The following is a 24,876-nucleotide window of genomic DNA, read 5'->3' on the forward strand; positions in this document are numbered from 1 at the left end:
CGGGTGCCCGGGCGGGGTTGGTGCTGAGGGGCGGGGGCCGGCTGTGGGGTGCGGCTTCGGGGTGCCGGGTGGGAGTCCTTGGGCGCGGGTGGTTTACGTGCGGTGTCCGGGCGGCGGGGGGCCGGTGGCGGCAGGCGCGCTCTCGGCGCGGGTGACGGAAGCGGTGACGGGTACGCGGGGCGCGGCCGGGCGGCGTACGTCCGGCGCGGGGAACGTGCCGCGTGGGCGCGGGCGCGCCCGTGAGAAGGGCCGCCCGGCCCTCGGTGACCTGGTCCCGGCCCTGGCCGCGCCGGAGCGGGGCCCCGTGCTCCTGCTCATCGACGACGCCGACGCGGTGCGCACCGAGTGCGCCGGGCTGGTGCAGCGGCTGCTGATGGACGTCCCCGGTGTGCGCGTACTGGTGACCTGCCGCCAGGCGCTCGGGCTCGGTGAGGAGCGGGTGCTGCGCCTGGCGCCGCTGGCCGTGGACCCGGCGGTGGCGCTGTTCCTCGCGCGTGCCCGGTCCGCCGCCCCCGGCTTCCGGGCGGAGGGCGAGCGGGCGGCGGCCGTGGCCCGGATCTGCCGGGTGCTGGAGGGCGTGCCCCTCGCCGTGGAGCTGGCGGCCGGACAGCTGGACGGGGAGTCGTCCGCGTGGGAGCTGGCCGACCGGCTGGAGCGGGGACAGTGCTGGCTGGCGGCGCCCGGACCCGCGCTGCACCGGCACCGTTCGCTGCGCTCGGCGGTCGGGTCGGCGTATCTGCTGTGCGAGCGGTCCGAGCGCGCGGTGTGGAGCCGGAGCAGCGTGTTCCGGGGGGCGTTCACCGAGTCGACGGCGGCCTATCTGTGCGCGGGCGCGGGGGTCGCCCCGCACCAGGTCTCCGCCTGCCTGGCCCGGCTGGCCTCGGCCGGAGTGCTGGACACCCTGGACGAACCGGGAGGCCCCCGCCCGCCCCGCTACCGGATGACCCGTGCCGCCCGCGACTTCGGCACCGAACGGCTGCGCGCGGCCGGTGAGTTCGAGGTGGCGGTGGAACGCCATGTGCTGCACCACCGGCGCCTGGCGGAGGTCGCCGAGCACCTGTGGAACGCCGGGGACCAGCGCCAGGCCGCCCTGCTGGTCCAGGACAACGCGGCCGACCTGGCGGCGCTGGTGGAGTACGCGACCCGCCCCGAGGCCCCGGCCGCGCAGGTGACGGCGGCGCTGGCCGCGGTGGTCGGCCTCTGGTTCTGGTGGACGGTGCACGACCACGGCGAGGAGGGCCGCGCGCACCTGGCCGGTCTGCTGGCCCGCCCGGTCGCCGACGACCACCTCGTGGCCCGCGCCAAGTGGCTGGCCGCCTGGCTGCACGCCCCGGGCGACCCGGCCACCGCCCGCGCCCTGCTCGGCCAGGTCTGGCCGGTGGCGGTGCTCGCCGGGGACGACGCGCTGATCGGCCGGGTCGCGCACGTGCAGGGCGTACTGGCGTGGGAGCGCGGGGACGCCCGTACCGCAGCCGACTGCTTCCGGCAGGCCGCCGACACCGTTCCCGCGCACGCCCCGGGCGGGCCGCCGCCGGCGGTGAGTCTGGCCGCACTGGCCCTGGCCCAGGCCGGCGCGTCCCCCGGCGCGGCGGGCCGCAGCGCCCGTCGCGCGCTGGCCTCCCCGGGCGTACGCGACGACGCCTGGGCGACGGCTCTGGCCCGCCACGCCCGCGCCCGCACCGACCTCAGCCAGGGCCGCACCGCCCGGGCCTGGCGCCGGGCCCACCGCGCCCTGGCCGCCCTGGAGACCCCCGGCACCCTGCCGGGCACCCCCGACCTCCCCGACCTCCCGGCCGTACGCGCCTCCCTCCACCGCCTCCTCACCGAGATCGAGGCACCCCCGACGGCGTCCTCACCCCACCTGCCCGTCCCGCCACCACGGACGGTGCGCCCAGATCCGGACCTCGGTGCCCCGTGCCCGGACGGCCGATCGGGTGTTTCACGTGAAACACGTAGCTGAGCTGAGACGGGCTGAGCTGAGACGGGCTGAGTCGGTCAGTCCTTGTCGGCCGTCGGGCGCCAGCGCCAGCCCGCCGTGTGGAGGGCCTCCGCCCGCTGGACGGCGATCTGGACGCGCAGACGGGCCTCCGAGCGGTCGCGGAAGGCTTCGGTGGCGGTGTGCTGGGTGGGGTGCTTGCGGTAGAGGGTGCCGGGTTCGGACTGCATCCAGCCGGGGCTGACCGCCTCGCAGCTCAGCAGCAGGGCGCCGTCCTCGAAGGCGGGCAGGGCGGGCCAGCCGCCCAGCAGGCGGACCAGTTCGGTGTGCACGGTCTGGGTGGTGCCCACCACCGGCATGGCACCGCGGGCGGCCCCGTCCAGCAGGGTCCGGGCGGGCAGGGGGCCGGGCGCGGGGTCGTAGGGGCCGGGCACCAGGCGGCCGTCGGGGAGCAGGTCGAGGCAGGGTGCGACGGTCCAGCCGTAGCCGGTGCGGGCGGAGAGCACCTCGATGTCACGGGCGAGGGTGCCGTCGTCCGGGAGCAGATCGTCCGCGTCGACACACCGCAGCAGCCTGCCGGTGACGCGGGCCAGACCCAGGGTGCGGGCACGGGCGGCCCCGCCGTGGCGTCCCGAACCCGTCGATATCCAGGGCTCGTCGGGCAGCACGGCCGCCGGCCGTCCCGTGACGCCGTCCTCCTGCACCACCCACTGCATCCGCCACCCCGCGGGCAGCCGCTGCGCCCGCAGCGAGTCGTACAGCTCGCGCAGATAGGCGTGACCGCCGTCGTGGACGGGCGTCAGGACGCTGAGCACAGGCATGCGGAACGCGCTCCCCTTCGGCGATCGGTGGGAGAACCATAACGAGCCCTCGGATGCCCCCACTTCCGCGTACGAGCCCCCGAATCCCCTGCAAGCAGCAACTATTTCGAGCGGACAGGCCCGGCGGAGCGTGGCACGTATTAACGTTTTTGGTGCACTGAATGTGCGGCGCGTCGCATGGTGCCATCGGCATGGACGATGCCCTGGCAGGGCGTGCCGCAGGCACTACTGGGGGGTGGAGTCATGCAGGAGCTGGCCAAGGGAGCCAATGCGACACTTGCGGCGCTGAGTGAGAGCGTCGATTCCGTCGTCATCGCCCTGGACTGGACGAGCCCGACGGGTGAGGGCGACGCGGACGTCTCCGTACTGCTGCTGAACGGCGACGGCAAGGTACGCAGCGACGCCGACTTCTACTTCTACAACAACCCCGTCGCGCCGGACGGCAGCGTGCAGTTGCTGGGCAAGACGCCGACCGGGGACGGCAGTCAGGACCGGATCGGCTTCGATCTGACCGCGATCCCGGGCGAGGTCGCGCGGATCGTGATCGCGGCGAGCCGGTACGAGGGCGCCCACTTCGGGGAACTGGAGAACCTGCGCCTGACCCTGACGGACGGCTCGGGCACGGACCTGGTCGGCTTCACGATCGCGGACGCGGGCCCGATGAGCGCGTTCATCTTCGGCGAGCTGTACCGGCGCGAGGGCGCGTGGAAGTTCCGGGCCGTGGGCCAGGGGTACGGCTCCGGTCTCGCGGGCCTGGCCACCGACTTCGGCGTGGACATCGACGACGACGCCGGTACGGAAGCGGTGCCGGAGGACGCGCCGGCCACGTTCGTGGAGCAGTCGCCGGACGGCACCGGCGAGGAGGAGAGCGCGGGCGGACCCGGTCGGGCCGCGGTCCCCGCACCCCGCGCCGCCGGACCCGTCGCGCCGAAGAAGGCCCCGGCCCGCCCCCGTACCGCCAAGAAGAAGGTCACTCTGCCGAAGGTCCCCCGGCGGTCGCTGGCGGAGAACGACTCCTGGCGCGAGGCACGGCTGTTCCCCGTGTCCGCCCTCAAGAGCGACCGCGACCGGGAGGCGCGGGCGACCTCGGTACTGCTGTCGGTGATGGCGCAGATCCCGGAGTTCGGCCGCCGCCTGACCGCCGCGTTCGGCGCGCCGGCCGGGCGGATGGACACCTTCACCGAGGTCACGCTGCCGCACGGCGACTCCCCGCGCCGCCCGGACGGGGTGATCCGGGTCGAGCGGGCGGGCAAGCTGTGGACGGCCCTGGTCGAGACGAAGACCAACGGCAACGCCCTCAGGGACGAGCAGGTCCAGGCGTACATGGACATCGCCGCGCGCCGGGGCTACGAGGCCGTCATCACGCTGTCGAACGACGTGGAGCTGGAGGGCCGCCCGCTGGTCGACGTCAAGATCGACGGCCGGCGCAAGCACAAGGTGGCGCTCCGGCACCTGTCCTGGGCCGAGGTCGCGCACCAGGCGCAGATGCTGATCCAGCACGAGGGCGTCAACGACGCGGCGCACGCCTGGCTGCTCCGTGAACTGCTGCACTACCTCCAGCACGAGAACTCCGGCTGTCACGGCTTCCAGAACATGGGCGCCGCCTGGGTCCCCGTACGCAACGGCATCGACGACGAGACCCTGTGCCAGGGAGACCCGCGCGCGCTGGAGGTGGTGGAGAGCTGGGAGCGCCTCGTCCGCCAGGTCTGTCTGAGCCTCGGCGGCGAACTCGGCCGCAAGGTGCTGCCCGTCCAGCGCTCCCGGCGCGGCACCGACCCGGCAGCCCGCCGCGTCCTCCTCGCCGACCAGCTCTGCCACGAGGGCCGTCTCGGCGCCGAGTTGCGGATCGACGGCACACCCGGCGTGCTGTCCCTCACCGCCGACCTGCGCACCGGCCGCCTGCGCACCTCGTTCGAGATCGCCGCACCCGCGCAGGGCTACCCGCTCAGCTGGGCGAAGCGCCTGGTCCGCCGGCTCGCCGAAGCCCCTGCCGACCTGCACGTGGAGACCCTCGTAGAGGGCGGGACGGGCGGGCCTCGCGGCACGCTGGAGCGCCTGCGCCCCGAGCCCGGCAACATACTGCCGAAGTCCGGGACTCCGGTGACCGGCTTCCGCCTCTCCCTCCTCAAGACCATGGGCAGCACCCGGGGCAACGCCGCGTCCAGCTTCATCCGGAGCGTGGACGAGGCGGTGCACCGCTTCCACCGGAGTGTGGTGGCACATCTCGACAGCGAGGCGGAGCCCGCGAAGAGCGCCTGAGGAGCACGCTCCGCCGACGTACCGGCCCTGCCGCTCAGCGCTTCACGGCCGTGGAGGCGGCGTCAGCGAGGGCGGCCCGCCCCGAAGTACCGCACGACCTCCCCCACCACCGCCCGCGCCGCCCGCGTGGGCCGTCGGCGTCGGTGGTGGGCCAGGTGGACCGGGACGTCGGGGAGGGTGGGGCCGGTGACCTGGGTGAGGCGGCCGTCGCGGAGGGCGGCCTCGGCGTTGGCGTGGGGGAGGACGGTCAGGCCGAGGCCCGCCGTCACGCAGGAGCGGGCGGCCTCGATGCTGCCGAAGCGGGTCATGCGGGGGTGGGCGCCGGGGACCGCCCGGAGCTGTTCGGCGAGCCAGTCGCTGTAGGAGCAGCCCTGTTCGTGGAGGAAGAAGTCCTCCTGGGCCAGCTCCGCCCAGGTCGCCGGCCGGGTGCGGCCGGCGAGGCGGTGGCCGGGGGCGCACAGCAGGTCCAGCGGCTGGGTGGCGACGCGTTCGGCGGTGATGTCCGCGTGTTCCACGCGTTCCTCCAGCAGCAGGGCGAGGTCCAGCCGGCCGGACCGCAGCCCGGTCAGCGCCGCGGACGTGCCGTGGGGCTCCAACTGCACCTCCACCTCGGGGTGGAGGGCACGGAGCGCGGCGATCACTCCCGGAAGATGGGCCGAGCAGAGCGTCTCGCCCGCGCCCACGACCACGGTCCCGCTGACCGGCCCGTCCTCGGCGGCGGCGGCGAACAACCGGGACTCCGCCTCCAGTACGGCCCCCGCCGCGTCGAGCAGCCGCCGCCCGTCCTCGGTGAGGAGCGCCCCCCGGGCCACCCGGTCGAAGAGGCGCGTGCCCAGCGCCTTCTCCAGCGACTTGATCTGCACGGTCACCGTGGACTGGGCGAGCCGCAGTTCCGTCGCGGCGGCGGTGAAGCTGCCCGTCCTGGCCAGCGTGGTGAAGGTCTGGAGCAGCCGGGTTTCCATGGCGGCAGCCTAAGGGCCGTCCCGTAGAAAGCATTCGGAAAATCCGATGGCAGGTATGAAAAACCATCGTTGGTATTGATGTGGCGGAGGCGCCAGCATGAAGGCATGGCATCCACCGAGGCACCCGAAGTCCTGCGCTACGCGGCGTTCACCGGCGACCCCGCCGGAGGCAACCCGGCGGGCGTCGTCCTCGACGCGACCGGTCTCGACGCGTCGCGGATGCTCGCGCTCGCCGCCGAGGTCGGCTACTCCGAGACGGCCTTCATCACCGGGCGGGACGAGGCCCGACGCCGTTTCTCCGTGCGGTACTTCAGCCCTCTCGCCGAGGTCGCCTTCTGCGGCCACGCCACCCTGGCCACCTCGGTGGCGCTCGCCGAACGCATCGGCACCGGCGCGCTGCTCTTCGACACGCCCGCCGGGGAGATCGGGGTGGACACGGTGACCGGCCCGGACGGCAAGGTGCGGGCGACCCTCACCAGCGTGCCCACCCGCTCCCGCCCGGCGGAGGCCATCGAGGTGGACGCCACGCTCGCCGCCCTGCGCTGGGCGGCCGCCGACCTGGACCCGGACCTCCCGCCCCACGTCTCCTTCGCGGGCAACGACCACCTGGTCCTCGCCGCCGCCTCCCGCGCCCGGCTCGCCGACCTCGCCTACGACTTCGACGCCCTCACCGCCGTCATGCGCACCCACGGCTGGACGACCGTGCACCTCGTGTGGCGTGAGAGCGAGGGGAGTTACCACGCCCGTGACCCCTTCCCCGTGGGCGGTGTCGTCGAGGACCCGGCCACCGGGGCCGCGGCCGCGGCCTTCGGCGGATACCTGCGCACGCTCGGCCTGGTGACCGCCCCGCGCACGGTCGCGGTCCGCCAGGGCGAGGACATGGGGCGCCCGAGCGACCTCACCGTCGAGGTGGACCCGTACGAGACCCGCGTACGGGTCACGGGTCAGGCCGTGCCGATCCCGTGACCGCCTCCGCTCCCTCCCTGAATGACCGGAAATAGCCTTGTTTTTTGTCGAACTCGGGCACTTCAAGCAGAGGTTCTGAGGTTTTCCGCGCAACCCTTTGCCCCGGGTGTGGGTCAGCCAGGCGAAAACGTTGATCCTTCCCGTCCAGAGGTTCGTATGAAGCTGCGTCGTTCCCTGGCCCTCGCTGCCGCGACGGCTGTCCTTTCCCCGGTCGTGCTCATGACGGCCTCGGTCGCGCAGGCGGCGGAGGGCTCGCCGACGCCTTCCGCCACCGAGTCGGTCACGACGGGCGGTGAGACGGAGCCCGAGGCAGGTGTCACCACCACCCCGGCCGCCGCCGAGACCACCACCCCGGCCGCGACGGACACCTCGACGCCGCCGGCCGGTGAGACCACCTCGTCGGCGCCCGACGGCAAGGCGGGCGTCGCCCCCTCGTCCTCCGCCTCCTCGCCCGCCGCGGCCGCTTCCGAGTCCGCCCCGGCGGGTCCGGAGGACTGCGAGGACGGCGAGGACATGAAGATCGACGACGATCTGCACACCAGCCTCTCCGGGCTGCCGTCGAAGATCGTCGCGGGCAGTGGCTTCCACGGCTTCAAGCTGAACGTCAAGAACTCCGGCAGCCACTCCTACAAGCGCGTCGACCTCGGTGTCTTCGCCGGGGCGGTCGACGACGACTTCTCCGACGCCACCGGCCACCTCACCCTCCAGTACCAGGACCCGTCCACCGGTGAGTGGAACGACATCTCCGTGGCCCTGGACGACGACGCCGCCGGCTACCTCGGCTACACCGACGTGAAGGCCAAGGAGTCGTTCTCCATCGACCTGCGTGTGGCCGTCGACAAGAAGGCCCCCGCCGGCATGGGCTTCGCCATCAGCATCGGCTCCTACGCGGACGACAAGGGCAACTGCGTCTACGCCTCGGACGACGCCTTCTACGAGTTCGACATCCTCGCCGCGGGCACTTCCGCCGGTCCGGTCGACGACTCCACCCCCAAGCCCCAGGGCGGCAGCAAGCCGCTGCCCACCACCAAGCCCGCCGGTGACACCGAGATCGTCCCGCAGGGCCACCTCGCCGAGACCGGCGCCGGTTCGGCCCTCCCGGTCATCGCCCTCGCGGGCGGCGCGGCGGTCGCGCTCGGCGTCGGCGCGGTGTTCGTCGTGCGGCGCCGCCGCACCGAGGGCGGGAACGTGGCGGTCTGACGAGGACCAGGACGAGCACCGGGGCGGTGACCACCCACCCCCCCCGGCGTCATCGGACAGGCCCGGACGGTTTCCCCGTCCGGGCCTGTCCGCGTCTCTCACTCCGCCCAGGTCCGCCCGTTGTTGATCAGTTCTGTTCATAGGGGCGCTTTTCCATGCCCTGTGCCGATAAGTTGAGGCGCATGCTGTCACGGGGGTCTTCACGAATATCCGGCGCCACCACGCCCACCGCCTCCACCACGCCCACCGCGTCCACCGCGGGCCGCCTGCCACGGGCGGCACTCTGGGCCGTGGCGGGTGTGACGGCGCTCGGGTTCTTCGCCGTGCTGGAGATGACCACACGCCGCTACGGCCTGCCCGGCCCGCTCACCAACCTGGTGGCCGACGTGGCGTACCGCCCCAAGTCCGCGGCGCTGCTGTACGCCGGCCTGGCCCTGACGATGGTGGTGCTCACCTGGCGGCAGCGCTTCGCCGCGCTCGGCGTCGCGGCCGGCATCGACGTCGTGCTGGCGCTGGCGCGCTGGGCGTTCGACTTCGGGGGGACCGAGGGCTACCCCTTCGGCAACGGCGCGCTGTGGGCGATGCTGGGCTGCGGCGTCGTCGCGCTCACCCGCCGCACGGGCCGGGAACGGGTCCTGCTGCTCAAGGGAGTCGGCCTGGGCCTGCTGCTGGTGATCGGCCGCAAGACGGGCGACACCTGGCTGCTGATCACGGCCAGGTCCCGCCCGCAGGTGCTCGACCCGTACGTGGCCGCCGCCGATCACGCGCTGGGCAACCCGTCATGGGTGGCGGGCCGCGTCGTCGAGGCCACGGGCTGGGCCGGCGCCCATGTCCTGCACGCGGTCTACGGTCAGCTCGCCGTGGCCGCGGTCGTCGTCGCGCTGTACCAGCTCCGCAACGTGGCGAGCGAGCGCCGCTTCCCGCGCCACCACCTGGTGCGTACGTTCCTGGTGATAGGCATGCTCGGACCGGCCGTCTACATGATCTACCCCGTCGTCGGGCCCGTCTTCGCCTACGGCACCGGCGCGTTCGGCACGGGAAGCGCGAACTGGGCGGTCGCCGAGCTGTGGCCGCACACCCCGCCGCCGGTCGGCACCCCGCATCCCGTGGTGTACGACATGATCACGCCCCGCAACTGCATGCCCAGCCTGCACACGGCATGGGCCACCGCGATCTTCATCCACTCCCGCGGGGCCTCGCGCTTCCTGCGCTCCGCGGGGACGTTCTGGCTGATCGCCACCCTCGCGGCGACCCTGGGCTTCGGCTACCACTACGGCGTCGACCTCATCGCCGGGGTGGTCTTCACGCTCACGATCGAGACCGCCCTGCGCTCCTTCGACCACGGCTGGGAGCGCCCCGCCGTCCGGCTGGTCTTCGGAGGCGTGGCGGTCTTCACCGCGATCCTGCTCTCGGTCCGCTACCTGCCGGTGCAGATGGCCCATCACCCCTGGGTGGCCGGCCCTCTCCTGCTCCTGGCGCTGGCCACGGTGATCCACGGTTACGTACGGACCACGAGCCGTTGGGAACCGACCTCCGTGCCCCCGGCGCCGCGACCGGAACCGCGACTCGAACCGGCGTGAGGCGCTCCGCCCGCAGGCTCACGGGCGCTCAGCGCACGGGAAAGCCGAAGGTGTGTCCCTGCTCCTTCAGCCGGGGCAGTACGCGGCGCAGGGCCTCGACGGTCTGGGAGCGGTCGCCGCCCGCGTCGTGGAACAACAGGGTCGGACCGTTGGGCAGTTCGTTCTCGACGGTGGCGACGATGGCTTCCGTGCCCGGCAGTTCGAAGTCCTTGGTGTCCACGTTCCAGCCCAGCGGGCGCATGCCCCGCGACGCGGCGAGCTTGCGGCTGGCGGGGGTGAAGGCGCCGCCGGGGGCGCGGTAGTACATGGGCCGTACGCCCCCGGACGCCTCGGTGATCATGCGCTCGGCGTCGAGGATCTGCCGCGACTGGTACGCCACGGGCTTCTTGTCCATGGTGGTGTCGTGCGACACCGTGTGGTCGCAGAGCCGGTGCCCGGCGGCCACCACCCGCTTCACGAGGTCGGGGTGCGCCTGCGCCTGGGTGCCGACCATGCAGAAGGTGGCCTTCACCCCGTACTCCTTCAGCACGTCGAGCACTTGGGGCGTCCACGTGGGGTCGGGGCCGTCGTCGATGGTGATGTTGACGCCGCGCGCGCCCTGGTCGGAGGCGTGCGCGATGGTCACGTCCACCGCCTTCACGCTGCTCTTCGCCGCCTTCGGCAAAGGCCCGCTCACGGTCCCCGCCTGCGCCGTCCATATCGAGGCCCCGACCGCGAGCATCGTCACCCCGAGGGCCGCTCCGGCCACCTTGCCGTACCAGCCCCGCGTCCCGCTGTGCCGCGCCATGTCCGCCCCCGCTCTCTCGCCCTGCCCGACCGCCCGGCCGCCCTGCGACCACTTGTCAGGACGGCGGGCGGGGGCCATGGGATACGTGTGTTACCGATCGCTGACGATTCCGGGGAGGTTCCCGGACAACGCCCCTACCAGGTGAGGGCGTCCGCCGCGTTGTCCTGCCAGTAGGTGACGGCGGCGGCGCTGTTGAAGTAGGTGCCGCCGTTCGGCAGGTTCAGCGTCGACTCCTTGCCGGTCCCGCCCGCGTCGCGGTCGGTGAAGAAGACGCCCAGGGTCTTCTCGGTGCCGCCGCCCTCGCCGTCGGGGGAGTACGTCCCGATGCCGGCGTAGGCGGACTGGCCGGGCTTGAGGGTCACCACGGCCTGCGGCTTGCTGTCCTCGACCCACGCCACCGGGGCCTGCGCGTCGGCGCCGGCCCGCAGGACGGGGGCGTAGTACGCGTAGCAGGTCTGCGTACCGGTGTTGGTGGCCTTCAGCAGCAGGTGGTTGACCGGGCGGGACACCTCGGTGACGGTCAGCTTGGTGTTCGCCGTGGTGCAGGTGGCCGTGGTGGCGGCGGTGGCCGTGCCGGCCTGGACGCCGAGCAGGGCGAGTGCGGCGACGGCCACCAGGGAGGAGGCGGTGGCGCGGGACACGGAGCGGGTGGCGATACGCATGAGTGGAATGCCTTGTCTGTCGATACGGGATCACACGGCTCCGTACGAGGGGAGCCGGGCAGGGGCCGTCACCTGGTGCGGTGGGCCGCCGTGCTTGGATGACCCAAGCCTGTGCCACACCGCGTCCCACCCGCCATTCCAAAGGGAGTTACGGGACGCTGGGATGCCTGCACCGGCTCTGACCTGGGGAAACGTGACCACCCTGGGATGCCGAACGGAATGGGGGACCGGTGGGGGCGGCTGAGGACATCGCCGATTTCGCTTCGCTCTTACGGGAGTTGAAGCAGCGGTCCGGGCTGAGTTACGAGGCCCTGGCCAAGCGCGCGCACATGAGCACCTCGACGCTGCACCGGTACTGCCGGGGCGACGGGGTACCGGCCGACTACGCGGTCCTCTCCCGCTTCGCCCGCCTGTGCAAGGCGACACCGGACGAGCTGGTCGAGCTGCACCGGCGGTGGGTCCTGGCGGACGCGGCACGGGAGCGCGGGCGGCGGGGGGCGGTGGACGCGGCAGCGGATTCTGTGCCGGGTTCCGAGCCGGCCTCCGTACCGGACGAGGCACCGGACCCGGTGCGGACGTCTGCGGACGTGACCGTGCCGGCCACACCCTCGCTTCCCACCGCGCCCGACGCGGTCCCGGCCCGGCCCGCGGCCGGACGGGTTCCCGGGCGCCGCAAGCGGTGGGTACTGGTGTCGGCGGGCGTCGCCGTGGTCGTCGTCGTGTCCACCGCGCTCGCGGTGGACCTGGAGGGCACGGGGACGACGGCGGACGGACGGCCGACGACTCCCGCCGCCTCCGCGTCCGTGCGGTCCGCACCCCACCCGTCGGCGTCCGCCGAGCCGTCCCGGAAGCCGAGCAGCAGCCCCCCGGCCTCCCCTTCCTCGCCCTCTGCCACCGAGCCGTCGGCCGGAGCCACCACCCGGGCCCCCGCCCCGGAGTCCGTCGGGGTCCCCCTCACGGTGAGCACCCGCACCTACGGCTGGGACGACCCGCAGTGCGAGGCGAAGTACCTGATCGACCGGCCGCCCGCCCAGGTCGGCCCGCCGGTGATGGGCCAGGACGTGCCGGGCTGGGTGGCGGCGAACGGCGCCGTCGCCGCCGACGAGCAGCGGGTGGCGCTGACCGTGCAGGGCACCGGGGACGAGACGGTCGTCATCGAGTCCATGCACGTGGGCGTGGCCGGCTCCAGCACGCCCCCGGCCTGGAACGCGTACCTGGGCTCCTCGGGCTGTGGCGGGGGCGTGGAGACGAGGTCGTTCGACACCGACCTCGACGCCGGACACCCCGTCATCACGCCGAAGGCGGGTCAGCGCGGCTTCCCGTACAAGGTCAGCCGCACCGACCCCGAGGTCCTCTACATCACCGCCCACGCCGACACCCACGACGTGCGGTGGTACGTGGACCTCCAGTGGAACAGCGGCGGCCGCCAGGGCACGATCCGCATCAGCGACCACGGCAGGGCGTTCCGCACGAGCGGGAGCCGGAGGCGGCCGGTGTACGAGTTCCTGCTGGGCGGGACGAAGTGGTACCGGAACAGCGGGGGCTGAGGGGCGCGTCGGATCGCCTCGCCGGAGGGCCGGGCGGCGTCACGGGGAGTCCTTCCCGCCGGACGCCCGGCGCAGCACCCCCCTCTCCATCGCCACCACCACCGCCCTCGTCCGGTCGTTCACGTCGAGCTTGGCGAACAGGCGGAGCAGGTGGGTCTTGACCGTGGCCTCGGAGATGACGAGCCGCCGCCCGATCTCCGCGTTGGTCAGACCGTCCGCCACCGCGTTCAGCACGTCCGTCTCACGGGCCGTGAGCGGTGCCTGGGCGGGCTGCCGCATCCGGGCGACGAGCCGCTCGGCGACCCGGGGCGCGAGCACCGTCTCGCCGCGGGCCGCCGCGTGCACGGCGTCCACCAGCTGCTCCCGGGTGGTGTCCTTGAGCAGGTAGCCGATCGCCCCGGCCTCCACTCCGCGTCCGATGTCCGCGTCGGTGTCGTACGTCGTCAGGATCAGCACCCGGGTGCGGGGAAAACGCGCCACGATCCCGGCCGTCGTCGCCACTCCGTCGAGCACCGGCATCCGGAGGTCGACCAGGGCGACGTCGGGGTCGTACCGCTCGACGAGTGCGAGGGCCGCGCGGCCGTCGCCCGCCTCGCCGACGATCTCGATGCCGGTCCCGGCGCCCGTCCCGGAGCCGAGCAGGGCCACGACCCCGGCGCGCATGACCGTGTGGTCGTCCACGACGATGATCCGGACCGCCGTGCCGCTCCCCTCCGCCCGCCGCTCGCCGGTCATGCCCCGGCCCCGCTCTCCACGGTCGCGGGGGAGGTCAGGGGAAGCGACGCCAGTACGCGCGTCCCGTCGCCCACCGAACTGGTCACCGTCAGTCTCCCGCCCAGCTCCGTCAGCCGTTTGCGCATCCCGTCCAGACCGAAGCCCACGGACTCCTCCACCACGAATCCGGTCCCGTCGTCGGTGATCTCCAGTTCCACCCCGTACGCCTGCCGCACCAGGACCACGCCGACCGTGGACGCGCGTGCGTGCTTGCGCACGTTGGCCAGCGACTCCTGGGTGCAGCGCAACAACGCGATCCGGGTCTGCTGATCGCAGACCGGGTCCGCCAGTTCGGCTTCGACGGCGAGACCGGTGTCCTCCGCGAAACGGTCCAGGGTCCGGCGCAGCATCTGCGCCAGCGACCCGGCGGCCGCCCGGTCCGGCAGCCGGGACGAGCCGACCAGTGCCCTCGCCTCGGCCAGGTTCTCGCGGGCCGTGGACTCGATCGACCTCAACTGCTGTGCGCTGCGCACGGGTTCGGTGCCGAGTCCGGCGCGTGCGGCCTCCGCGAGCACGATGATGGAGGCGAAGCCCTGCGCGAGGGTGTCGTGGATGTCCCGCGCCATCCGTTCCCGCTCGTCCGCCGCCCCCTGGCGCTGGTGCGCCTCGGCCAGCTTCGCCTGGGTCCGCTCCAACTCGACGATGAGCCGGGCCCGTTCCGCGCTCTGCGCCACCACCGCGTGCGCCCACAGCCCGATCAGCACGCCCACGGCGACGACGATCAGCGTGGACACGAGGGTCTCGGTGAAGAACTCGACCGACCAGCCGTCCTGCCGCAGGACGCTCCCGGCCAGGGTGCCCGCCGTGGCGAGCCCGAGGAACCCCATGGAGGCCCTCGGGGTCCGCCCGAACATCCAGTAGTGCGGCAGCGTGACCATGAACAGCGCCGCGTAGTTGCCGCGCAGGTACGCGAGGCCGCCGACGGCCACCGCCAGCACCGAGAGGTACACGTGCGGCCGTACGACGGGGTTGTGCGGGAAGCGGTCGAGGACCGCGTAGGACAGCATCACGCCGCCGAGCAGGGCGAGCGCCGCGTACTTGCTCCCGCCGGGCCGGTCGATGGCCGCGAGGCCGACGGCCATGACGGCGAACAGCACCCAGCACACCGTGTTCCAGCGGCGCAGGGACGTCGCCCAGAAGGCGTCGGCGGTGGGCCCGGCGAGAGCGGTCATGCCGGTCAACGTACGTCGGCCCCGGCGGGGTCGGCGGCCTCTTTCCGCGTCACGTCCGCCACCGGTCCTGGCCGGGAGGGCCACCAGCTCGCCTCCCCCAGCAGCAGCATCGCCGACGGCAGCACCAGGATCCGGACCAGGAAGGCGTCGAGCAGTACGGCCGTCGCCAGGACGAAGCCGATCTGTTTCATCTCGATGATGTGCAGGAACACGAAGCCGGCGAAGACGGTGGTCATCACGAGAGCGGCACTGGTCACCACGCTCGCCGAGGCGCGGACTCCGTCGAGCACCGCCTGCCGGGTGGGGACACCCGCGGACACGGACTCCCTGATCCGGCTCACCACGAACACCTGGTAGTCCATCGAGAGCCCGAAGAGGATGACCAGGAGGAAGAGCGGGACGCGGGACCCGATCGACCCGGTGGAGCGGAAGTTCAGCAGTCCCTCGGCCCAGGTCCCCTGGAACACCGCGACGAGCAGCCCCAGTGCCGCCGCGGCCGACAGCAGGTTCAGTACGACACCGAGCAGGCCGAGCACCACCGAGCGGAAGGCGTACACCGTCATCGCGAAGGTCACCAGGAGCAACGCGGCCAGGACCAGCGGGAGTTTGCCGTTCTGGTGGGCGGGATAGTCGGCGTAGCGGGCGACATCACCGCTCACGCCGTACTCGGCGCCGTCGATCCGGCCCACGGTGGCCGGCAGGAGATCGTTCCGCAGACGCTTCAGGGAGTCGGACGCCCGCTCGGAGTCACCGAGGTACGGCACCCTCAGCTCCAGCGCGCCGGTCCGGCCGTCCGGGGACGTCCGGATCTCCGACGCACCGGCGAACAGCGGGTCCGCAACGGCCCGCCGGGCCACCTCGCGCAGGGCCGGGCCGACCTCGGCGGCGTGCGAGGCGTCGGCGCGGACGACGACCTGGTGGGTCACCCGCTGCTCGGGAAAAGCCTCGTTGAGCCGGTCGTACACCCGCATGGCGGGGATGTCGCGGGAGTGCGTGTCGCGGCTCATCTCCGTGATCCGCAGTCCGCCCAGCGGCGCGGCGAGCGCGAGCAGGGCGAGCACGGACAGGCACAGGGTGGCCAGGGGATGCCGGGTCGCGGGCCGCAGCATCGCGGCCCACACCCGGCCGCCGCCGCCCTGGCCCCGCACCGGGCGGGCGGGCTTCCCGCGCCGTGCCCGCCGTGCCGCCGCCCGTTCCGCCCGCCGCCCGAGGCCGGCCAGGAGCGCGGGCAGCGCCGTGAGCGAGCTGGCCACCGCGACCAGGACGACCACGATGGTGCCGGTCGCCAGGGAGGAGAAGATCACGTCGGAGGCCAGGTACAGCGTCGCGGTGGAGGCGACCACCGCGAGCCCGGACACCACCACCGCCCGCCCCGACGTCGCCGCCGCGATCTCCACCAGGGCCTGCGAGCCGAGCCGGCCGCCGGAACGGGCCCGCTCCTCGCGCTCACGCTTCAGATAGAAGAGCGTGTAGTCGACGCCGACCGCGAGGCCGATCATCAGGATGACGTTCGTACCGACCCCCGCGTCCGGGGAGACGTGCGAGGCGACCATGGAGAGCCCGACCGCCGCCGCGATCGACGACAGCGCGAGCAGCAGCGGCACCCCGGCCATGGTGACCGACCCGAACACGGCCAGCAGGGTGACCAGGGTGACCGGCAGGGTGATCGCCTCGGAGAGAGCCAGATCGTCACCGCGCTGCCGGTCGACCCCCTTGCTGATCGACGGACTGCCCGTCTCCTGGAGCAGCAGGCCTGGATGGTCCCGCCGCACCCGCTCGGTCTGCGCCACCAGCGAGCCGACCTTGTCCTTGGCGTCCCGCTCCTCCCCCGTGATCGCCACCTCCACCATGAGGGTGCCGCGGTCGGCGGAGAGCCGGGGGGCGGCCACCCCTGCCACGTCGGGCAGGCGCCCGGCCCGGGCGGTGAGGTCTCGGGCGGCGTCCCGTGCCGCGTCCAGGTCGAGGGTCCCCGACCTGGCGGATATCAGCACCTGCTCGGTGGGTCTGCGCTCCAGGTGCCCCTCGGCGGCCAGCGCCTCGGCCCGCCCGGCCTCGCCGACCCGGTAGTCCGCCGTCTTCGCGCTGTTCGTCCCGACGGCACCGCCGATCCCCACGCACAGCACCACGAACACCAGCCATCCGCCGATCGCCCACCAGGGATGCCGGGCACTCCAGCGCGCCGTACGCACAGTGAATGAGTCCATACCCACAGCCTCGCGAGCCGGGCCGGCAGCCGGACAGAGGCGACCGGTTGAACCTGGGGTCCACCGGTCGGTGGACAAACCCGTACGCGCCCGCTATGCCATTTCGAATGCCATACTCGAACCGTGACTGACGACGATGTGGACTTCGTGCCCGGCGACGGCCCTGCCAGTGGCATCTCCGTCACCCTGACCGCCGGGACTCTGTACGCGATCCGCGAGCGGGTCGGCAAGCGGGGTGTCTCGGCCTACCTGGAGAAGGCGGCCCAGCGGCAGATCGAGCGGGACAACCTGAACGAGCTGATCGCGGGCTTCGACGAGGTGCACGGCCCGGCCGATCCCGAGGCCGTGGCGGCCAAGCGGGCGCGGCTGACCGGCGGCGGTTCACAGGCCGGTACGGCCGCGTGAGCGGTGTCCTGGTCCTGGACAGCGAGGGCCTGGCGAAGGCCGTGCGGCGTGATCGGGAGATCCACGAGTGGCTGACGGCGGCTCGCGACGCGGACCTGCCGGTGATCACCTCGGCCGCCGTGCTGGTCGAGGTGATCCACCCGAAGATCAACGACGCCGCGCTGAAGTGGACCCTGTCCCGTCTGGCCGTCGAGCCGGTGACCCACGCCGTCGCGCAGTCCGCTGCCGCTCTGCTGCGCGCGGCGGGGCTGCACGGCCACAAGTACGCCATCGACGCCATGCTGTGCGCGACCGCCCTGCGGCATCCGGGCCGGGTGACGATTCTGACGTCCGATGTGGAAGACATCGGCCTGCTCACTGCCGGGCATTCGCGCGTGAGCGCGGAGAAGATCTGAGCCGGGAAACCGGTCCGACGGTCTGGACAACAAGAAACCCCCGGGCATCTGACCGGGGGTTTCGCACGGAGCGGGTGACGAGAATCGAACTCGCGCTCTCAGCTTGGGAAGCTCCGGTCATCCACCTGTGCGTTGCCAACGTGAACTGCGGTGGAGCGGCGACAGAGCTGGTCTGGCCGGCGACGCGGCTCCCCGCCATTCCCTGTACTTCCCCGCATGATCTGGCACGGGTGTGGCACGGGGAGGTTTTGATCCGTAGCTTTATGTGGATCGGCCGGTGTTGGTCATACCGGTTGCTATAGGGCTTTGGAGAGCGCGGACGCCGGCGGTTGCTGAGGTTGCGATACTGCCTTGCGGGCTCGGCCGCGGTTAGGGGAGTGCTTTGGGGTTGGTGCTGACGAACCCCTCGTCCTTGGGCCAGATCACGGCGCAGTCCTGCGCCTTGGCCAGAGCCAGGAGGTCACCCCGAGGCTGCGAGGGAAGCAGGATGGCGCGAATCGTGTGATCGACGAACCTGCTGTAGTCCGCTAGCTGGCCAATGGCCATGCGGATGTTCTCGCGGGTGACGCTGCCCTTTGCCTCGACCAGGAGGCCCAGCCCCTTGGCGTGGAGGTCGGTGAAGAGCGGGCGGCTCTCGCCGGGGGGCAGGATGCGCTGCCGGCCGGACTGGTGGCCGTTGCTGGTCAGGTAGTCGGCGAATGCCTTGACGAGGCGGGCTTCCTTGCGATCGGCCTCGTAGGGCTCCTGGTTTGGGTTGACGAACGTGGTCTCGTTCTCGTTCCGCTCCAAGGGGAGGTCGTCTACCTGGTTGGGTTGCGAGACGAGAAGCCGGCCGAGCTTGGTAGCGGGCTCCTGCGGCGTGGCGTCTACAGGATTGAGCCGGAAGACAATGACCTTGCGAAGAGGGCCGTCGTTGGTCTCGGGAGCGTCTGCCGAGTACCAGGGATTCTCCTGGTCGATGGTGAACTCGCCGCGGTAGGTGACCGTTCCGCGGGCACCCTGGAAGACGCGCAGCGCGCGTCCTTCGGTCTGATGGTTCAGGATGCTGGCGTTGCCGGAGATCATCCGTTGGTCGCCGTACTGGCCTTCTCCGCTGTAGTGGAAGCGGCCGTCGGGCATCCAGTCGTCGTAGTAGCCGTGCTTCTCGCCGGCCACGGGGTCCGTGAACACGAAGACGTTAGGCGTCTTGGCTGACGGCCCGATGCCTCCCTGCGTCCGCCCCCCGAACTCGCTGTGTAGTGCCTTGCGTTCGATCTGATCGCCAGGCTTGAGCTGCCACTCCACGGCTTCCTCTGCCGTCCCGCTCATGTGCCTCCTTCGAAAGCTGCCGCGTCTTGAGCGCGATCTTCGTAAGCATGATACGCACATGGGAATCGGATGCCAAATTTTGGCATCCGATTCGGATGCGTGGCAGGCGAGCAGTAAGTCCACTTCATCACCAGACGCCCCCATAAATGGACTTTCGCTCCTCCTGGTCGAGGCCGGGGATGCTGAGCGCGGGAGGTGGGCCTCTGTGCTGCCCTAGGCGTCGGCCTTCGACGTCGTGGAGCAAGGGCGGCGACAGTCTCTGAAATAAACCGAACACGAGAGCGAATACCGTTCCACTGCCGGGCGATTGTCAGTGGCGGGTAATAACATCGCTGCGTGGTGGTCGTGTCACGCGGAGATGCACGCTTTACAGCGTGGGCCGGCCCAGCGAGAATGCGCAGGGGTGGACAGTTCATCTAGGGTAGGGGGCAGTTATGGCGCGTGTTTCTGAGTATTACCGGCTGGGGCGGACCCAGGGGACGCTGGATTTTGTTGACGTCGACACGGTGAACGATATTCAGGTATACGTAGACCCTGGGTCTATCCGTTACCTTGAAGACGACTGGGGCAAGCAATGCCTGAAAATGCTCGAAACCTTCTTCGATAGCGTCCTTGACTCTGTTCGGTCGAACGATAAGCGGCGAACGGTCTCTCTGCTTAGCCAGCTTCGTGAGCCCAACGAGACACACCTTGGCATCTCGCGCGGCCCGAGTGCGGGCAGGGGTTTCGGAAGTAAAATGGGAGCCGCCTTCGCGCAAAAACTCGCGGAAAGTGAGGCTGCGAAGTCAGGGCTAATTCAGGATCTTGAAGACACCGCCTTCTTCATTGATGGTGTCGATATGGACATCGTCTCCGACGTGACCACTAATATCATCCGTGGCCCCTTGATTGCCTATACTCAGCAGATGGCGGATATTTTCAACATCCCCTTGGAAGAGGATGTAGTCAGTGGCCCGGTCTGGAATCCCACCACTCTGGAGTGGGAGAATGGCTACACTCAACTTCCGGTCCCTGATGGCAACAAGCTACTCCTTGTGCCAAAGATGATCGTTCGGCGCTCTATGCACATGTCCCGCAACGAGTACTACCGGAATCACCTGGTTCCGGTACTCCAGGAGGAAGAGGCCAAGGTGGCCCTGAGGGGGCTTGCGGAGACGGTGCGTTCGCGCCGGAAAGTGAGGGTCACCAAAAAGCTGATCGCGGAAAAATATGGCAGCACAAAGCCTGACGTCACGCGTGAGACGCTAAAGCGGCCATCCGTGTATGAACACTACCGGGCAATCAAGAGGCAGGTTGCCCCGCAGCCTCTCTCCCATGAAGAATTGTCTCTTACGTCAGCCACGCCGATGCCTGACTACGAACAACTGCTGGAAGCCGTATTGGCCGTACCGTCCGGCAAGCCCGACGCGACGCGCTATCACGATGCCGTAGAGTCCTTGCTGACTGCGATCTTCTACCCTTCGCTCTCCATGTCTGACAAGGAGAGCAACATCCATGACGGACGCAAAAGGATCGACATCTCGTACACGAATACGGCGCGAGACGGATTCTTCAGGTATCTCACTCGCCACCGCATTCAGAGCCGGTACGTTTTTGTCGAATGCAAGAATTACGGCAAAGATGTCACCAACCCTGAGCTAGATCAACTCTCTTCTCGATTTTCGACTCTACGTGGACAGTTCGGCATCTTGGCCTGCCGTTCATTCAAGGATAAGGATCTTTTCCTTCGTCGCTGTCGAGACACAGCCAGCGACGGTCGTGGATACGTCGTTGCTCTCGATGACGAGGATCTTAAGAGGCTGGTGGCCGACGTTGTGGCCGCAGTGAATCCTGAACCAGTCGACTTCGAAAATCTCGAAACTGCCCCACCTAGTCGTCCCGTGTCCGACTATCCGTTGCTGCATGAGAGGTTGAAGCAACTGCACGGCTAGGTCGGCGCTCGGCTCAGCCCACTCCAGCCCGCTTCCGTCCCGTCCGCCGTCGACCCACACACCGTGGAGCGGGCGTGGTTCAGGGCGTCCAGGTGGAGCGCGCTACTGTACGAACGACCTGGACGCCCTGGGCCGCGTCTGCTCGGCTTTGCCTGGGTCGACGGTGGATGGGACGGAAGCTCCCCACGCATGCTCCAACGTGCCCGCGGCCGGCGACGGCGCCCCCTCCATCCCGGTGCCGGCCGATCCCCCGCCGGAGGCATCGTCTTGACCGTGGCCCGACCTATGCGGTGATCGACTCATGACCTCCGGCCCTGTCCGCACTAGGGCGCGCGTCGGCGCAGTGCGGGCAGAGCGGGCCGAAGGCAGGAGCGCCGCCCGCGGCGGAGCCGGGAGCGCGCCCGGCGGAGCGGAGCGCAGCCGGGGCTTGATGAGGTAGAGAAACCTGTAACAACTCGTGGCTGGTCCCGGTCTGGGCAGGGATGCCGCCTCCGTGGTGGCCTGATAGTCAGGGCAGGCACGCGCAAGGGGGCAGGGTGCAATCGTTGCCGGATGACTTGGCACGGAACCGGCCGGGCGATGCGGTGCGCCGCAAGATCCGGGAGCTACAGCCGAACCCGATACTGAGACTGATCGACCGATGGCGCCCCGGTACGGACATCTACTCCTGGGCCTCTGGGCTCAAGGGTGAGCAGCGCACCGCCAGACGGCTCCGAAGGCTTCGTAGCCACGGCTGGCTCACCCTGCACTCTGTCCAGTGGGCCACCGGTACGGACATCGACCACCTAGCCATCGGTCCCGCCGGCGTCTTCGCCATCAACTCGAAACGGCATCCGGGCAAGACCCTCTGGTACGGAGACCGAGCCGTCACCGTGAACGGCGCCTCCACCAAGCACATCGCTGCCAGCCAGTCCGAGGCGCGCAAGGTCTGCCGCACCTTGTCCACGCCCTGTGGATTCGAGGTGCCCGTGCGACCTGTGATCTCCGTCGTGGACGCGGCGAAGCTGCGCGTCAAGGGCGCCAATCCGCCGGTCCTCGTCCTGGAGGTCGAGCATCTGGACAGGGTGCTGTCTGGGCTGACACCGACGCTTACGACCGATCAGGTGGCGCACATCTACGATGTGGCAAGGCAGCGGCGCACCTGGTCCGGCTGATCAAGCGTCGAAGTCGTACTCCAGGATGTACGAGGCGGCGTCGAGCGTCATCTCGTTGATCTCGACGGGGCGCCCTTCGTCCGCGAACGCGGTGCGGCAGATCAGGATGGCCGGCGTGCCCGAGGACATACTCAGCCGGGAAGTCTCGTCCTTCGACGGCATGCGGGAGCGGACCTCCTCGCGGAAGTGCACCGGCTTGTATCCCAGTTCGGCAAGCCTGGCGTAGGTGCCGCCCGGCCCCGTGTCTGCCTGGGTGATCGCGGAACCGGCGACCAGCGACATGGGCAGGTAGCTCGTTGCGAGCAGGACGGGCTTGCCGTCGAGGACGAAGCGTCGACGCCTGACGCACACCCGCTCGTCATCGCCGAGATCCAGAACGGCGCTGACATGATCCGGCGCCACCTCTTCGCACACCGTGACCTGATCGACTTCAAGGTCGCGGTTCTCCGTGTCGGCGGACCAGATCGACCGGCCGCTGCCCCACTGCTTCTGGGACAACCGCTGGATGCCTCGACGCCGAAGCGGCCTGAAGTCCCGGACGAATACGCCGGCACCCTTGCGGGCCTCGACCGCACCCTCGTCACGGAGCACGCTCAGCGCTTGCCGAGCGGTCATACGGGCCACGCCGTGCGCGGCCATCAGCTCGTTCTCTCCCGGAAGCCGATCACCCGGACCGTACTCGCCCGACTGGATCGCCTCGCGCAGGGAGTCCGCGATCCGCTGGTACTTCGGCCGACGATCGTCGTCGGTGTTCGCCATTCGGGAGCCCTCCTCTCTTCTCTAGACAGCCTAGGCCATGGCTAGGCCACCCGCTCTGTGCGTGTGACCGCGATCTAGCTCGACCAACATCTCTATACATCCTGCTTGACATCTCTAGACAGGTGCCCCCATGCTGAAGATGTCTAGAGAGGCCGCGTAGGGCGGCTTCCAAGAGCGAGGGATGTGCTCTATGCCGTCGTTCAAGATCGACCTTTCGTCCGCTGTGGTGTTCGTGGCGACCGCGCCGGAGCCCAAGATGGTGAACAAGAAGACCGGGGAGCGGGCCGTGGACCGGGAGACCGGTGCGGACATGTCGACCGTGGGTCTGCTGGTCTCGGACGAGGGTGAGGGGAACCTCTACCAGGTGACCGTCCCGGAGACCGGTTGCCCGGAGGGTCTGGCACCGGGTACCCCGGTCCGGGTCGTGGGGCTGAAGGCGCGGGACTGGGAGAACGAGTTCAACGGCCAGAAGCGGCACGGGATCTCGTTCCGCGCCGTGGCAATCACCCCGGCGGTCTGATCATGACCGACCTGTCCACGGTCCTGGAGACCACGGGAGCATTAGCGGGGGCCGGCGGTCTCGGCTACGCGAAGGTGTACGCGCCGCGCGTGTACTGGTCGCTGGTCGGGCTGCCGGTCACCTGGGGCCGGTTCTCCTTCACCTACCGCTCCACGATGGACGTGTGCGGGCTGACGGTTCAGCCGTCCCGCCTGCGGGCCTTCCTGGCGCGGAACATCGCCCACACCGAGGTGCAGCCCGTCCCGCCGAAGGTCCGCCACGTCCGGGGCACCTCCACCGGACTGCGGGTGACCCTCCGCCTTCCCGCCGGCATGGAACCGGCCGACCTGGTGGCCGCCTCGGAACGGCTCCGCCACGCCTGGGGTGTCCACTCGGTGACCGCCACGGAGACCAAGCCCGGCCACGTCGAACTCCGCATGACCGGCTACGACGTGCTGCGCCGGGTCCGGATGCCGCGCCGGGCCCGCCCTGAGGGACTGGCCGTGCCGGTGGCGCTGCGGGAGGACGGGACCGCGTTCATGCGGGACTACCGCCAGATCCCTATGGCCCTGACCCTCGGGGCGAACAACTCCGGGAAGTCGGTCTATCAGCGCAACCTGATCAAGGGACTGGCGAAGCTGCCGGTGGCCCTGGTCGGGATCGACTGCAAGCGCGGCGTCGAGCAGTCCGCCTACGCGACTCGGCTGTCGGCGCTGGCGACCACCCCGGACGACTCCGCCTCCCTGCTGAACGTGCTGGTGGGCGAGATGGAGTCCCGGTTCGACCTGCTCAGCCTGCACGGCGTCTCCGACGTGTGGGACCTGCCCGCCGGCTTACGCCCCGTGCCCGTGATCGTGCTGGTGGACGAGGTGGCAGAGCTGTTCTTGATCTCCTCCAAGAAGGACGAGGAGCGACGGGAGCGGATCGTCACCGCGTTGATCCGCCTCGCCCAGATGGCACGCGCGGTCGGCATTCACCTGGAGGTATGCGGGCAGCGCTTCGGCTCCGAACTCGGACGTGGCGCGACCATGCTTCGTGCCCAGCTCACCGGGCGTGTGGTGCATCGGGTCAACGACAAGCAGACCGCCGAAATGGGCTTGGCGGACGTGGCCCCGGACGCCGTGCTGACCGCCTCCCTCATCCCCGCCGAACGTCCCGGCACCGCCGTGGCCGCCGACGCCTCCGGAGGCTGGACGAAGATCCGCACCCCACACACCACTCGTGCCGAAGCGGCTGCGGTCTGCCGGGAGTTCGCGCATCTCGTGCCTGACTTCCCCGCCCTCGACCCCTACCGGCCCCACAGTCCGGCGAGCGTTCCGGCTTCGGGTCCGTCGCTGGTCAAGCCGTTCCCGGTCACGGACTGAGAGGGGGCACGTCATGGCCACGCGCAAGAAGACCCCGCCGAAGCCCGCGGCTTGCCCAGACTGCTCCGGCAACGGGGACATCGCCGAGACCGTGCGCGTCGGCGCCCGCAAGGGCCGCGCCACCAAGGATCGGCAGGCCGCCTTCTGTCTGACCTGCCTGGGCACCGGTGAAGCACCGGACGGGGAGTGAG

General features: G+C 70.7%; 22 protein-coding genes. 13 read left to right on the plus strand and 9 right to left on the minus strand.

The annotated features are described in order from the left end of the window. Nucleotides 1–124 precede the first annotated feature (124 nt). Nucleotides 125–1,960 carry a hypothetical protein gene (locus ABZ898_RS23250; RefSeq protein WP_361662051.1) on the plus strand — a complete coding sequence of 612 codons (1,836 nt, stop codon included), beginning with the start codon at nucleotides 125–127 and terminating at the stop codon, nucleotides 1,958–1,960. Between the two features lie 35 nt (nucleotides 1,961–1,995). On the opposite strand, the gene ABZ898_RS23255 is transcribed toward ABZ898_RS23250, so the two are convergent. Then, nucleotides 1,996–2,757 (minus strand): glycosyltransferase, encoded by a 762-nt coding sequence (locus tag ABZ898_RS23255; RefSeq protein WP_361662054.1) that lies wholly within the window; start codon nucleotides 2,755–2,757, stop codon nucleotides 1,996–1,998. A 243-nt stretch (nucleotides 2,758–3,000) separates the two neighbouring features. Here ABZ898_RS23255 and ABZ898_RS23260 point away from each other — a divergent pair, with 243 nt between their 5' ends. Then, nucleotides 3,001–5,016: a TerD family protein gene (locus tag ABZ898_RS23260; RefSeq protein WP_361662058.1), complete on the plus strand. Its 2,016-nt coding sequence runs from the start codon at nucleotides 3,001–3,003 to the stop codon at nucleotides 5,014–5,016. Nucleotides 5,017–5,078: 62 nt separating this feature from the next. Here the strand turns inward: ABZ898_RS23260 and ABZ898_RS23265 are convergent, their stop codons facing one another. Continuing rightward, nucleotides 5,079–5,978, minus strand: a complete 900-nt coding sequence (locus ABZ898_RS23265; protein ID WP_361662061.1) for a LysR family transcriptional regulator — start codon at nucleotides 5,976–5,978, stop codon at nucleotides 5,079–5,081. A gap of 105 nt (nucleotides 5,979–6,083) precedes the next feature. On the opposite strand from ABZ898_RS23265, the gene ABZ898_RS23270 reads away from it, so the two are divergent. The 3 genes from ABZ898_RS23270 (at nucleotide 6,084) to ABZ898_RS23280 (ending at nucleotide 9,724) form a co-directional block, all read left to right on the plus strand. Continuing rightward, nucleotides 6,084–6,944: a PhzF family phenazine biosynthesis isomerase gene (locus ABZ898_RS23270; RefSeq protein ID WP_361662064.1), complete on the plus strand. Its 861-nt coding sequence runs from the start codon at nucleotides 6,084–6,086 to the stop codon at nucleotides 6,942–6,944. A 156-nt stretch (nucleotides 6,945–7,100) separates the two neighbouring features. Next, entirely contained in the window at nucleotides 7,101–8,144 is a 1,044-nt protein-coding gene (locus ABZ898_RS23275) for an LPXTG cell wall anchor domain-containing protein (protein ID WP_361662067.1), read from the plus strand. A gap of 290 nt (nucleotides 8,145–8,434) precedes the next feature. Beyond that, a complete protein-coding gene (locus tag ABZ898_RS23280; RefSeq protein ID WP_361662325.1) occupies nucleotides 8,435–9,724 on the plus strand; it encodes a DUF5933 domain-containing protein in 1,290 nt (429 codons plus the stop codon). Nucleotides 9,725–9,752: 28 nt separating this feature from the next. Here ABZ898_RS23280 and ABZ898_RS23285 read toward each other — a convergent pair whose 3' ends face one another. Both ABZ898_RS23285 and ABZ898_RS23290 read right to left on the minus strand, forming a co-directional pair. After that, nucleotides 9,753–10,511 (minus strand): polysaccharide deacetylase family protein, encoded by a 759-nt coding sequence (locus ABZ898_RS23285; protein ID WP_361662328.1) that lies wholly within the window; start codon nucleotides 10,509–10,511, stop codon nucleotides 9,753–9,755. 134 nt (nucleotides 10,512–10,645) lie between these two features. Then, a complete protein-coding gene (locus ABZ898_RS23290; RefSeq protein WP_361662070.1) occupies nucleotides 10,646–11,173 on the minus strand; it encodes a DUF4232 domain-containing protein in 528 nt (175 codons plus the stop codon). A gap of 230 nt (nucleotides 11,174–11,403) precedes the next feature. Here ABZ898_RS23290 and ABZ898_RS23295 point away from each other — a divergent pair, with 230 nt between their 5' ends. Next, complete coding sequence (locus ABZ898_RS23295) at nucleotides 11,404–12,720, plus strand: helix-turn-helix domain-containing protein (RefSeq protein ID WP_361662073.1); 1,317 nt, start codon at nucleotides 11,404–11,406, stop codon at nucleotides 12,718–12,720. Nucleotides 12,721–12,759: 39 nt separating this feature from the next. Here ABZ898_RS23295 and ABZ898_RS23300 read toward each other — a convergent pair whose 3' ends face one another. The 3 genes from ABZ898_RS23300 to ABZ898_RS23310 are packed head-to-tail and all read right to left on the minus strand — an operon-like array spanning nucleotide 12,760 to nucleotide 16,870. Beyond that, a complete protein-coding gene (locus ABZ898_RS23300; protein WP_361662076.1) occupies nucleotides 12,760–13,455 on the minus strand; it encodes a response regulator transcription factor in 696 nt (231 codons plus the stop codon). Next, entirely contained in the window at nucleotides 13,452–14,666 is a 1,215-nt protein-coding gene (locus ABZ898_RS23305) for a sensor histidine kinase (protein ID WP_361662079.1), read from the minus strand. The genes ABZ898_RS23300 and ABZ898_RS23305 overlap by 4 nt, the downstream gene beginning before the upstream one ends. Before the next feature lie 5 nt (nucleotides 14,667–14,671). Continuing rightward, complete coding sequence (locus ABZ898_RS23310; RefSeq protein WP_361662082.1) at nucleotides 14,672–16,870, minus strand: MMPL family transporter; 2,199 nt, start codon at nucleotides 16,868–16,870, stop codon at nucleotides 14,672–14,674. Between the two features lie 123 nt (nucleotides 16,871–16,993). Here ABZ898_RS23310 and ABZ898_RS23315 point away from each other — a divergent pair, with 123 nt between their 5' ends. Next, nucleotides 16,994–17,275 (plus strand): hypothetical protein, encoded by a 282-nt coding sequence (locus ABZ898_RS23315; protein ID WP_361662085.1) that lies wholly within the window; start codon nucleotides 16,994–16,996, stop codon nucleotides 17,273–17,275. Then, nucleotides 17,272–17,670 (plus strand): PIN domain-containing protein, encoded by a 399-nt coding sequence (locus tag ABZ898_RS23320; RefSeq protein ID WP_361662088.1) that lies wholly within the window; start codon nucleotides 17,272–17,274, stop codon nucleotides 17,668–17,670. The genes ABZ898_RS23315 and ABZ898_RS23320 overlap by 4 nt, the downstream gene beginning before the upstream one ends. A 369-nt stretch (nucleotides 17,671–18,039) precedes the next feature. On the opposite strand, the gene ABZ898_RS23325 is transcribed toward ABZ898_RS23320, so the two are convergent. Next, complete coding sequence (locus ABZ898_RS23325; protein ID WP_361662091.1) at nucleotides 18,040–18,978, minus strand: restriction endonuclease; 939 nt, start codon at nucleotides 18,976–18,978, stop codon at nucleotides 18,040–18,042. Between the two features lie 434 nt (nucleotides 18,979–19,412). On the opposite strand from ABZ898_RS23325, the gene ABZ898_RS23330 reads away from it, so the two are divergent. Both ABZ898_RS23330 and ABZ898_RS23335 read left to right on the plus strand, forming a co-directional pair. Then, on the plus strand, nucleotides 19,413–20,909 hold the full coding sequence (locus ABZ898_RS23330) for a hypothetical protein (RefSeq protein ID WP_361662094.1): 1,497 nt from the start codon (nucleotides 19,413–19,415) through the stop codon (nucleotides 20,907–20,909). A gap of 536 nt (nucleotides 20,910–21,445) precedes the next feature. Continuing rightward, a complete protein-coding gene (locus ABZ898_RS23335) occupies nucleotides 21,446–22,063 on the plus strand; it encodes a nuclease-related domain-containing protein (protein ID WP_361662097.1) in 618 nt (205 codons plus the stop codon). Here the strand turns inward: ABZ898_RS23335 and ABZ898_RS23340 are convergent, their stop codons facing one another. After that, complete coding sequence (locus tag ABZ898_RS23340) at nucleotides 22,064–22,822, minus strand: GntR family transcriptional regulator (protein WP_361662100.1); 759 nt, start codon at nucleotides 22,820–22,822, stop codon at nucleotides 22,064–22,066. A 190-nt stretch (nucleotides 22,823–23,012) separates the two neighbouring features. Here ABZ898_RS23340 and ABZ898_RS23345 point away from each other — a divergent pair, with 190 nt between their 5' ends. From ABZ898_RS23345 to ABZ898_RS23355, 3 genes are read left to right on the plus strand one after another with little or no spacing between them, the layout of a single operon-like run. Next, entirely contained in the window at nucleotides 23,013–23,342 is a 330-nt protein-coding gene (locus ABZ898_RS23345) for a hypothetical protein (protein ID WP_355191149.1), read from the plus strand. 2 nt (nucleotides 23,343–23,344) lie between these two features. After that, nucleotides 23,345–24,685, plus strand: a complete 1,341-nt coding sequence (locus ABZ898_RS23350; protein WP_361662103.1) for an FtsK/SpoIIIE domain-containing protein — start codon at nucleotides 23,345–23,347, stop codon at nucleotides 24,683–24,685. Nucleotides 24,686–24,698: 13 nt separating this feature from the next. Then, a complete protein-coding gene (locus tag ABZ898_RS23355) occupies nucleotides 24,699–24,875 on the plus strand; it encodes a hypothetical protein (protein ID WP_361662106.1) in 177 nt (58 codons plus the stop codon). The last annotated feature ends 1 nt before the right edge of the window (nucleotide 24,876 follow it).

The sequence above is a fragment of the Streptomyces sp. NPDC046860 genome, assembly GCF_040645115.1.
GTDB lineage: Bacteria > Actinomycetota > Actinomycetes > Streptomycetales > Streptomycetaceae > Streptomyces.

Coding starts and splice junctions, on each gene's coding strand:
- ABZ898_RS23255 (WP_361662054.1), bottom strand. CDS start 2,757: ATGCCTGTGCTCAGCGTCCTGACGCCCGTCCACGACGGCGGTCACGCC.
- ABZ898_RS23260 (WP_361662058.1), top strand. CDS start 3,001: ATGCAGGAGCTGGCCAAGGGAGCCAATGCGACACTTGCGGCGCTGAGT.
- ABZ898_RS23265 (WP_361662061.1), bottom strand. CDS start 5,978: ATGGAAACCCGGCTGCTCCAGACCTTCACCACGCTGGCCAGGACGGGC.
- ABZ898_RS23270 (WP_361662064.1), top strand. CDS start 6,084: ATGGCATCCACCGAGGCACCCGAAGTCCTGCGCTACGCGGCGTTCACC.
- ABZ898_RS23275 (WP_361662067.1), top strand. CDS start 7,101: ATGAAGCTGCGTCGTTCCCTGGCCCTCGCTGCCGCGACGGCTGTCCTT.
- ABZ898_RS23285 (WP_361662328.1), bottom strand. CDS start 10,511: ATGGCGCGGCACAGCGGGACGCGGGGCTGGTACGGCAAGGTGGCCGGA.
- ABZ898_RS23290 (WP_361662070.1), bottom strand. CDS start 11,173: ATGCGTATCGCCACCCGCTCCGTGTCCCGCGCCACCGCCTCCTCCCTG.
- ABZ898_RS23300 (WP_361662076.1), bottom strand. CDS start 13,455: ATGACCGGCGAGCGGCGGGCGGAGGGGAGCGGCACGGCGGTCCGGATC.
- ABZ898_RS23305 (WP_361662079.1), bottom strand. CDS start 14,666: ATGACCGCTCTCGCCGGGCCCACCGCCGACGCCTTCTGGGCGACGTCC.
- ABZ898_RS23310 (WP_361662082.1), bottom strand. CDS start 16,870: ATGGACTCATTCACTGTGCGTACGGCGCGCTGGAGTGCCCGGCATCCC.
- ABZ898_RS23325 (WP_361662091.1), bottom strand. CDS start 18,978: ATGAGCGGGACGGCAGAGGAAGCCGTGGAGTGGCAGCTCAAGCCTGGC.
- ABZ898_RS23330 (WP_361662094.1), top strand. CDS start 19,413: ATGGCGCGTGTTTCTGAGTATTACCGGCTGGGGCGGACCCAGGGGACG.
- ABZ898_RS23340 (WP_361662100.1), bottom strand. CDS start 22,822: ATGGCGAACACCGACGACGATCGTCGGCCGAAGTACCAGCGGATCGCG.
- ABZ898_RS23345 (WP_355191149.1), top strand. CDS start 23,013: ATGCCGTCGTTCAAGATCGACCTTTCGTCCGCTGTGGTGTTCGTGGCG.
- ABZ898_RS23350 (WP_361662103.1), top strand. CDS start 23,345: ATGACCGACCTGTCCACGGTCCTGGAGACCACGGGAGCATTAGCGGGG.
- ABZ898_RS23355 (WP_361662106.1), top strand. CDS start 24,699: ATGGCCACGCGCAAGAAGACCCCGCCGAAGCCCGCGGCTTGCCCAGAC.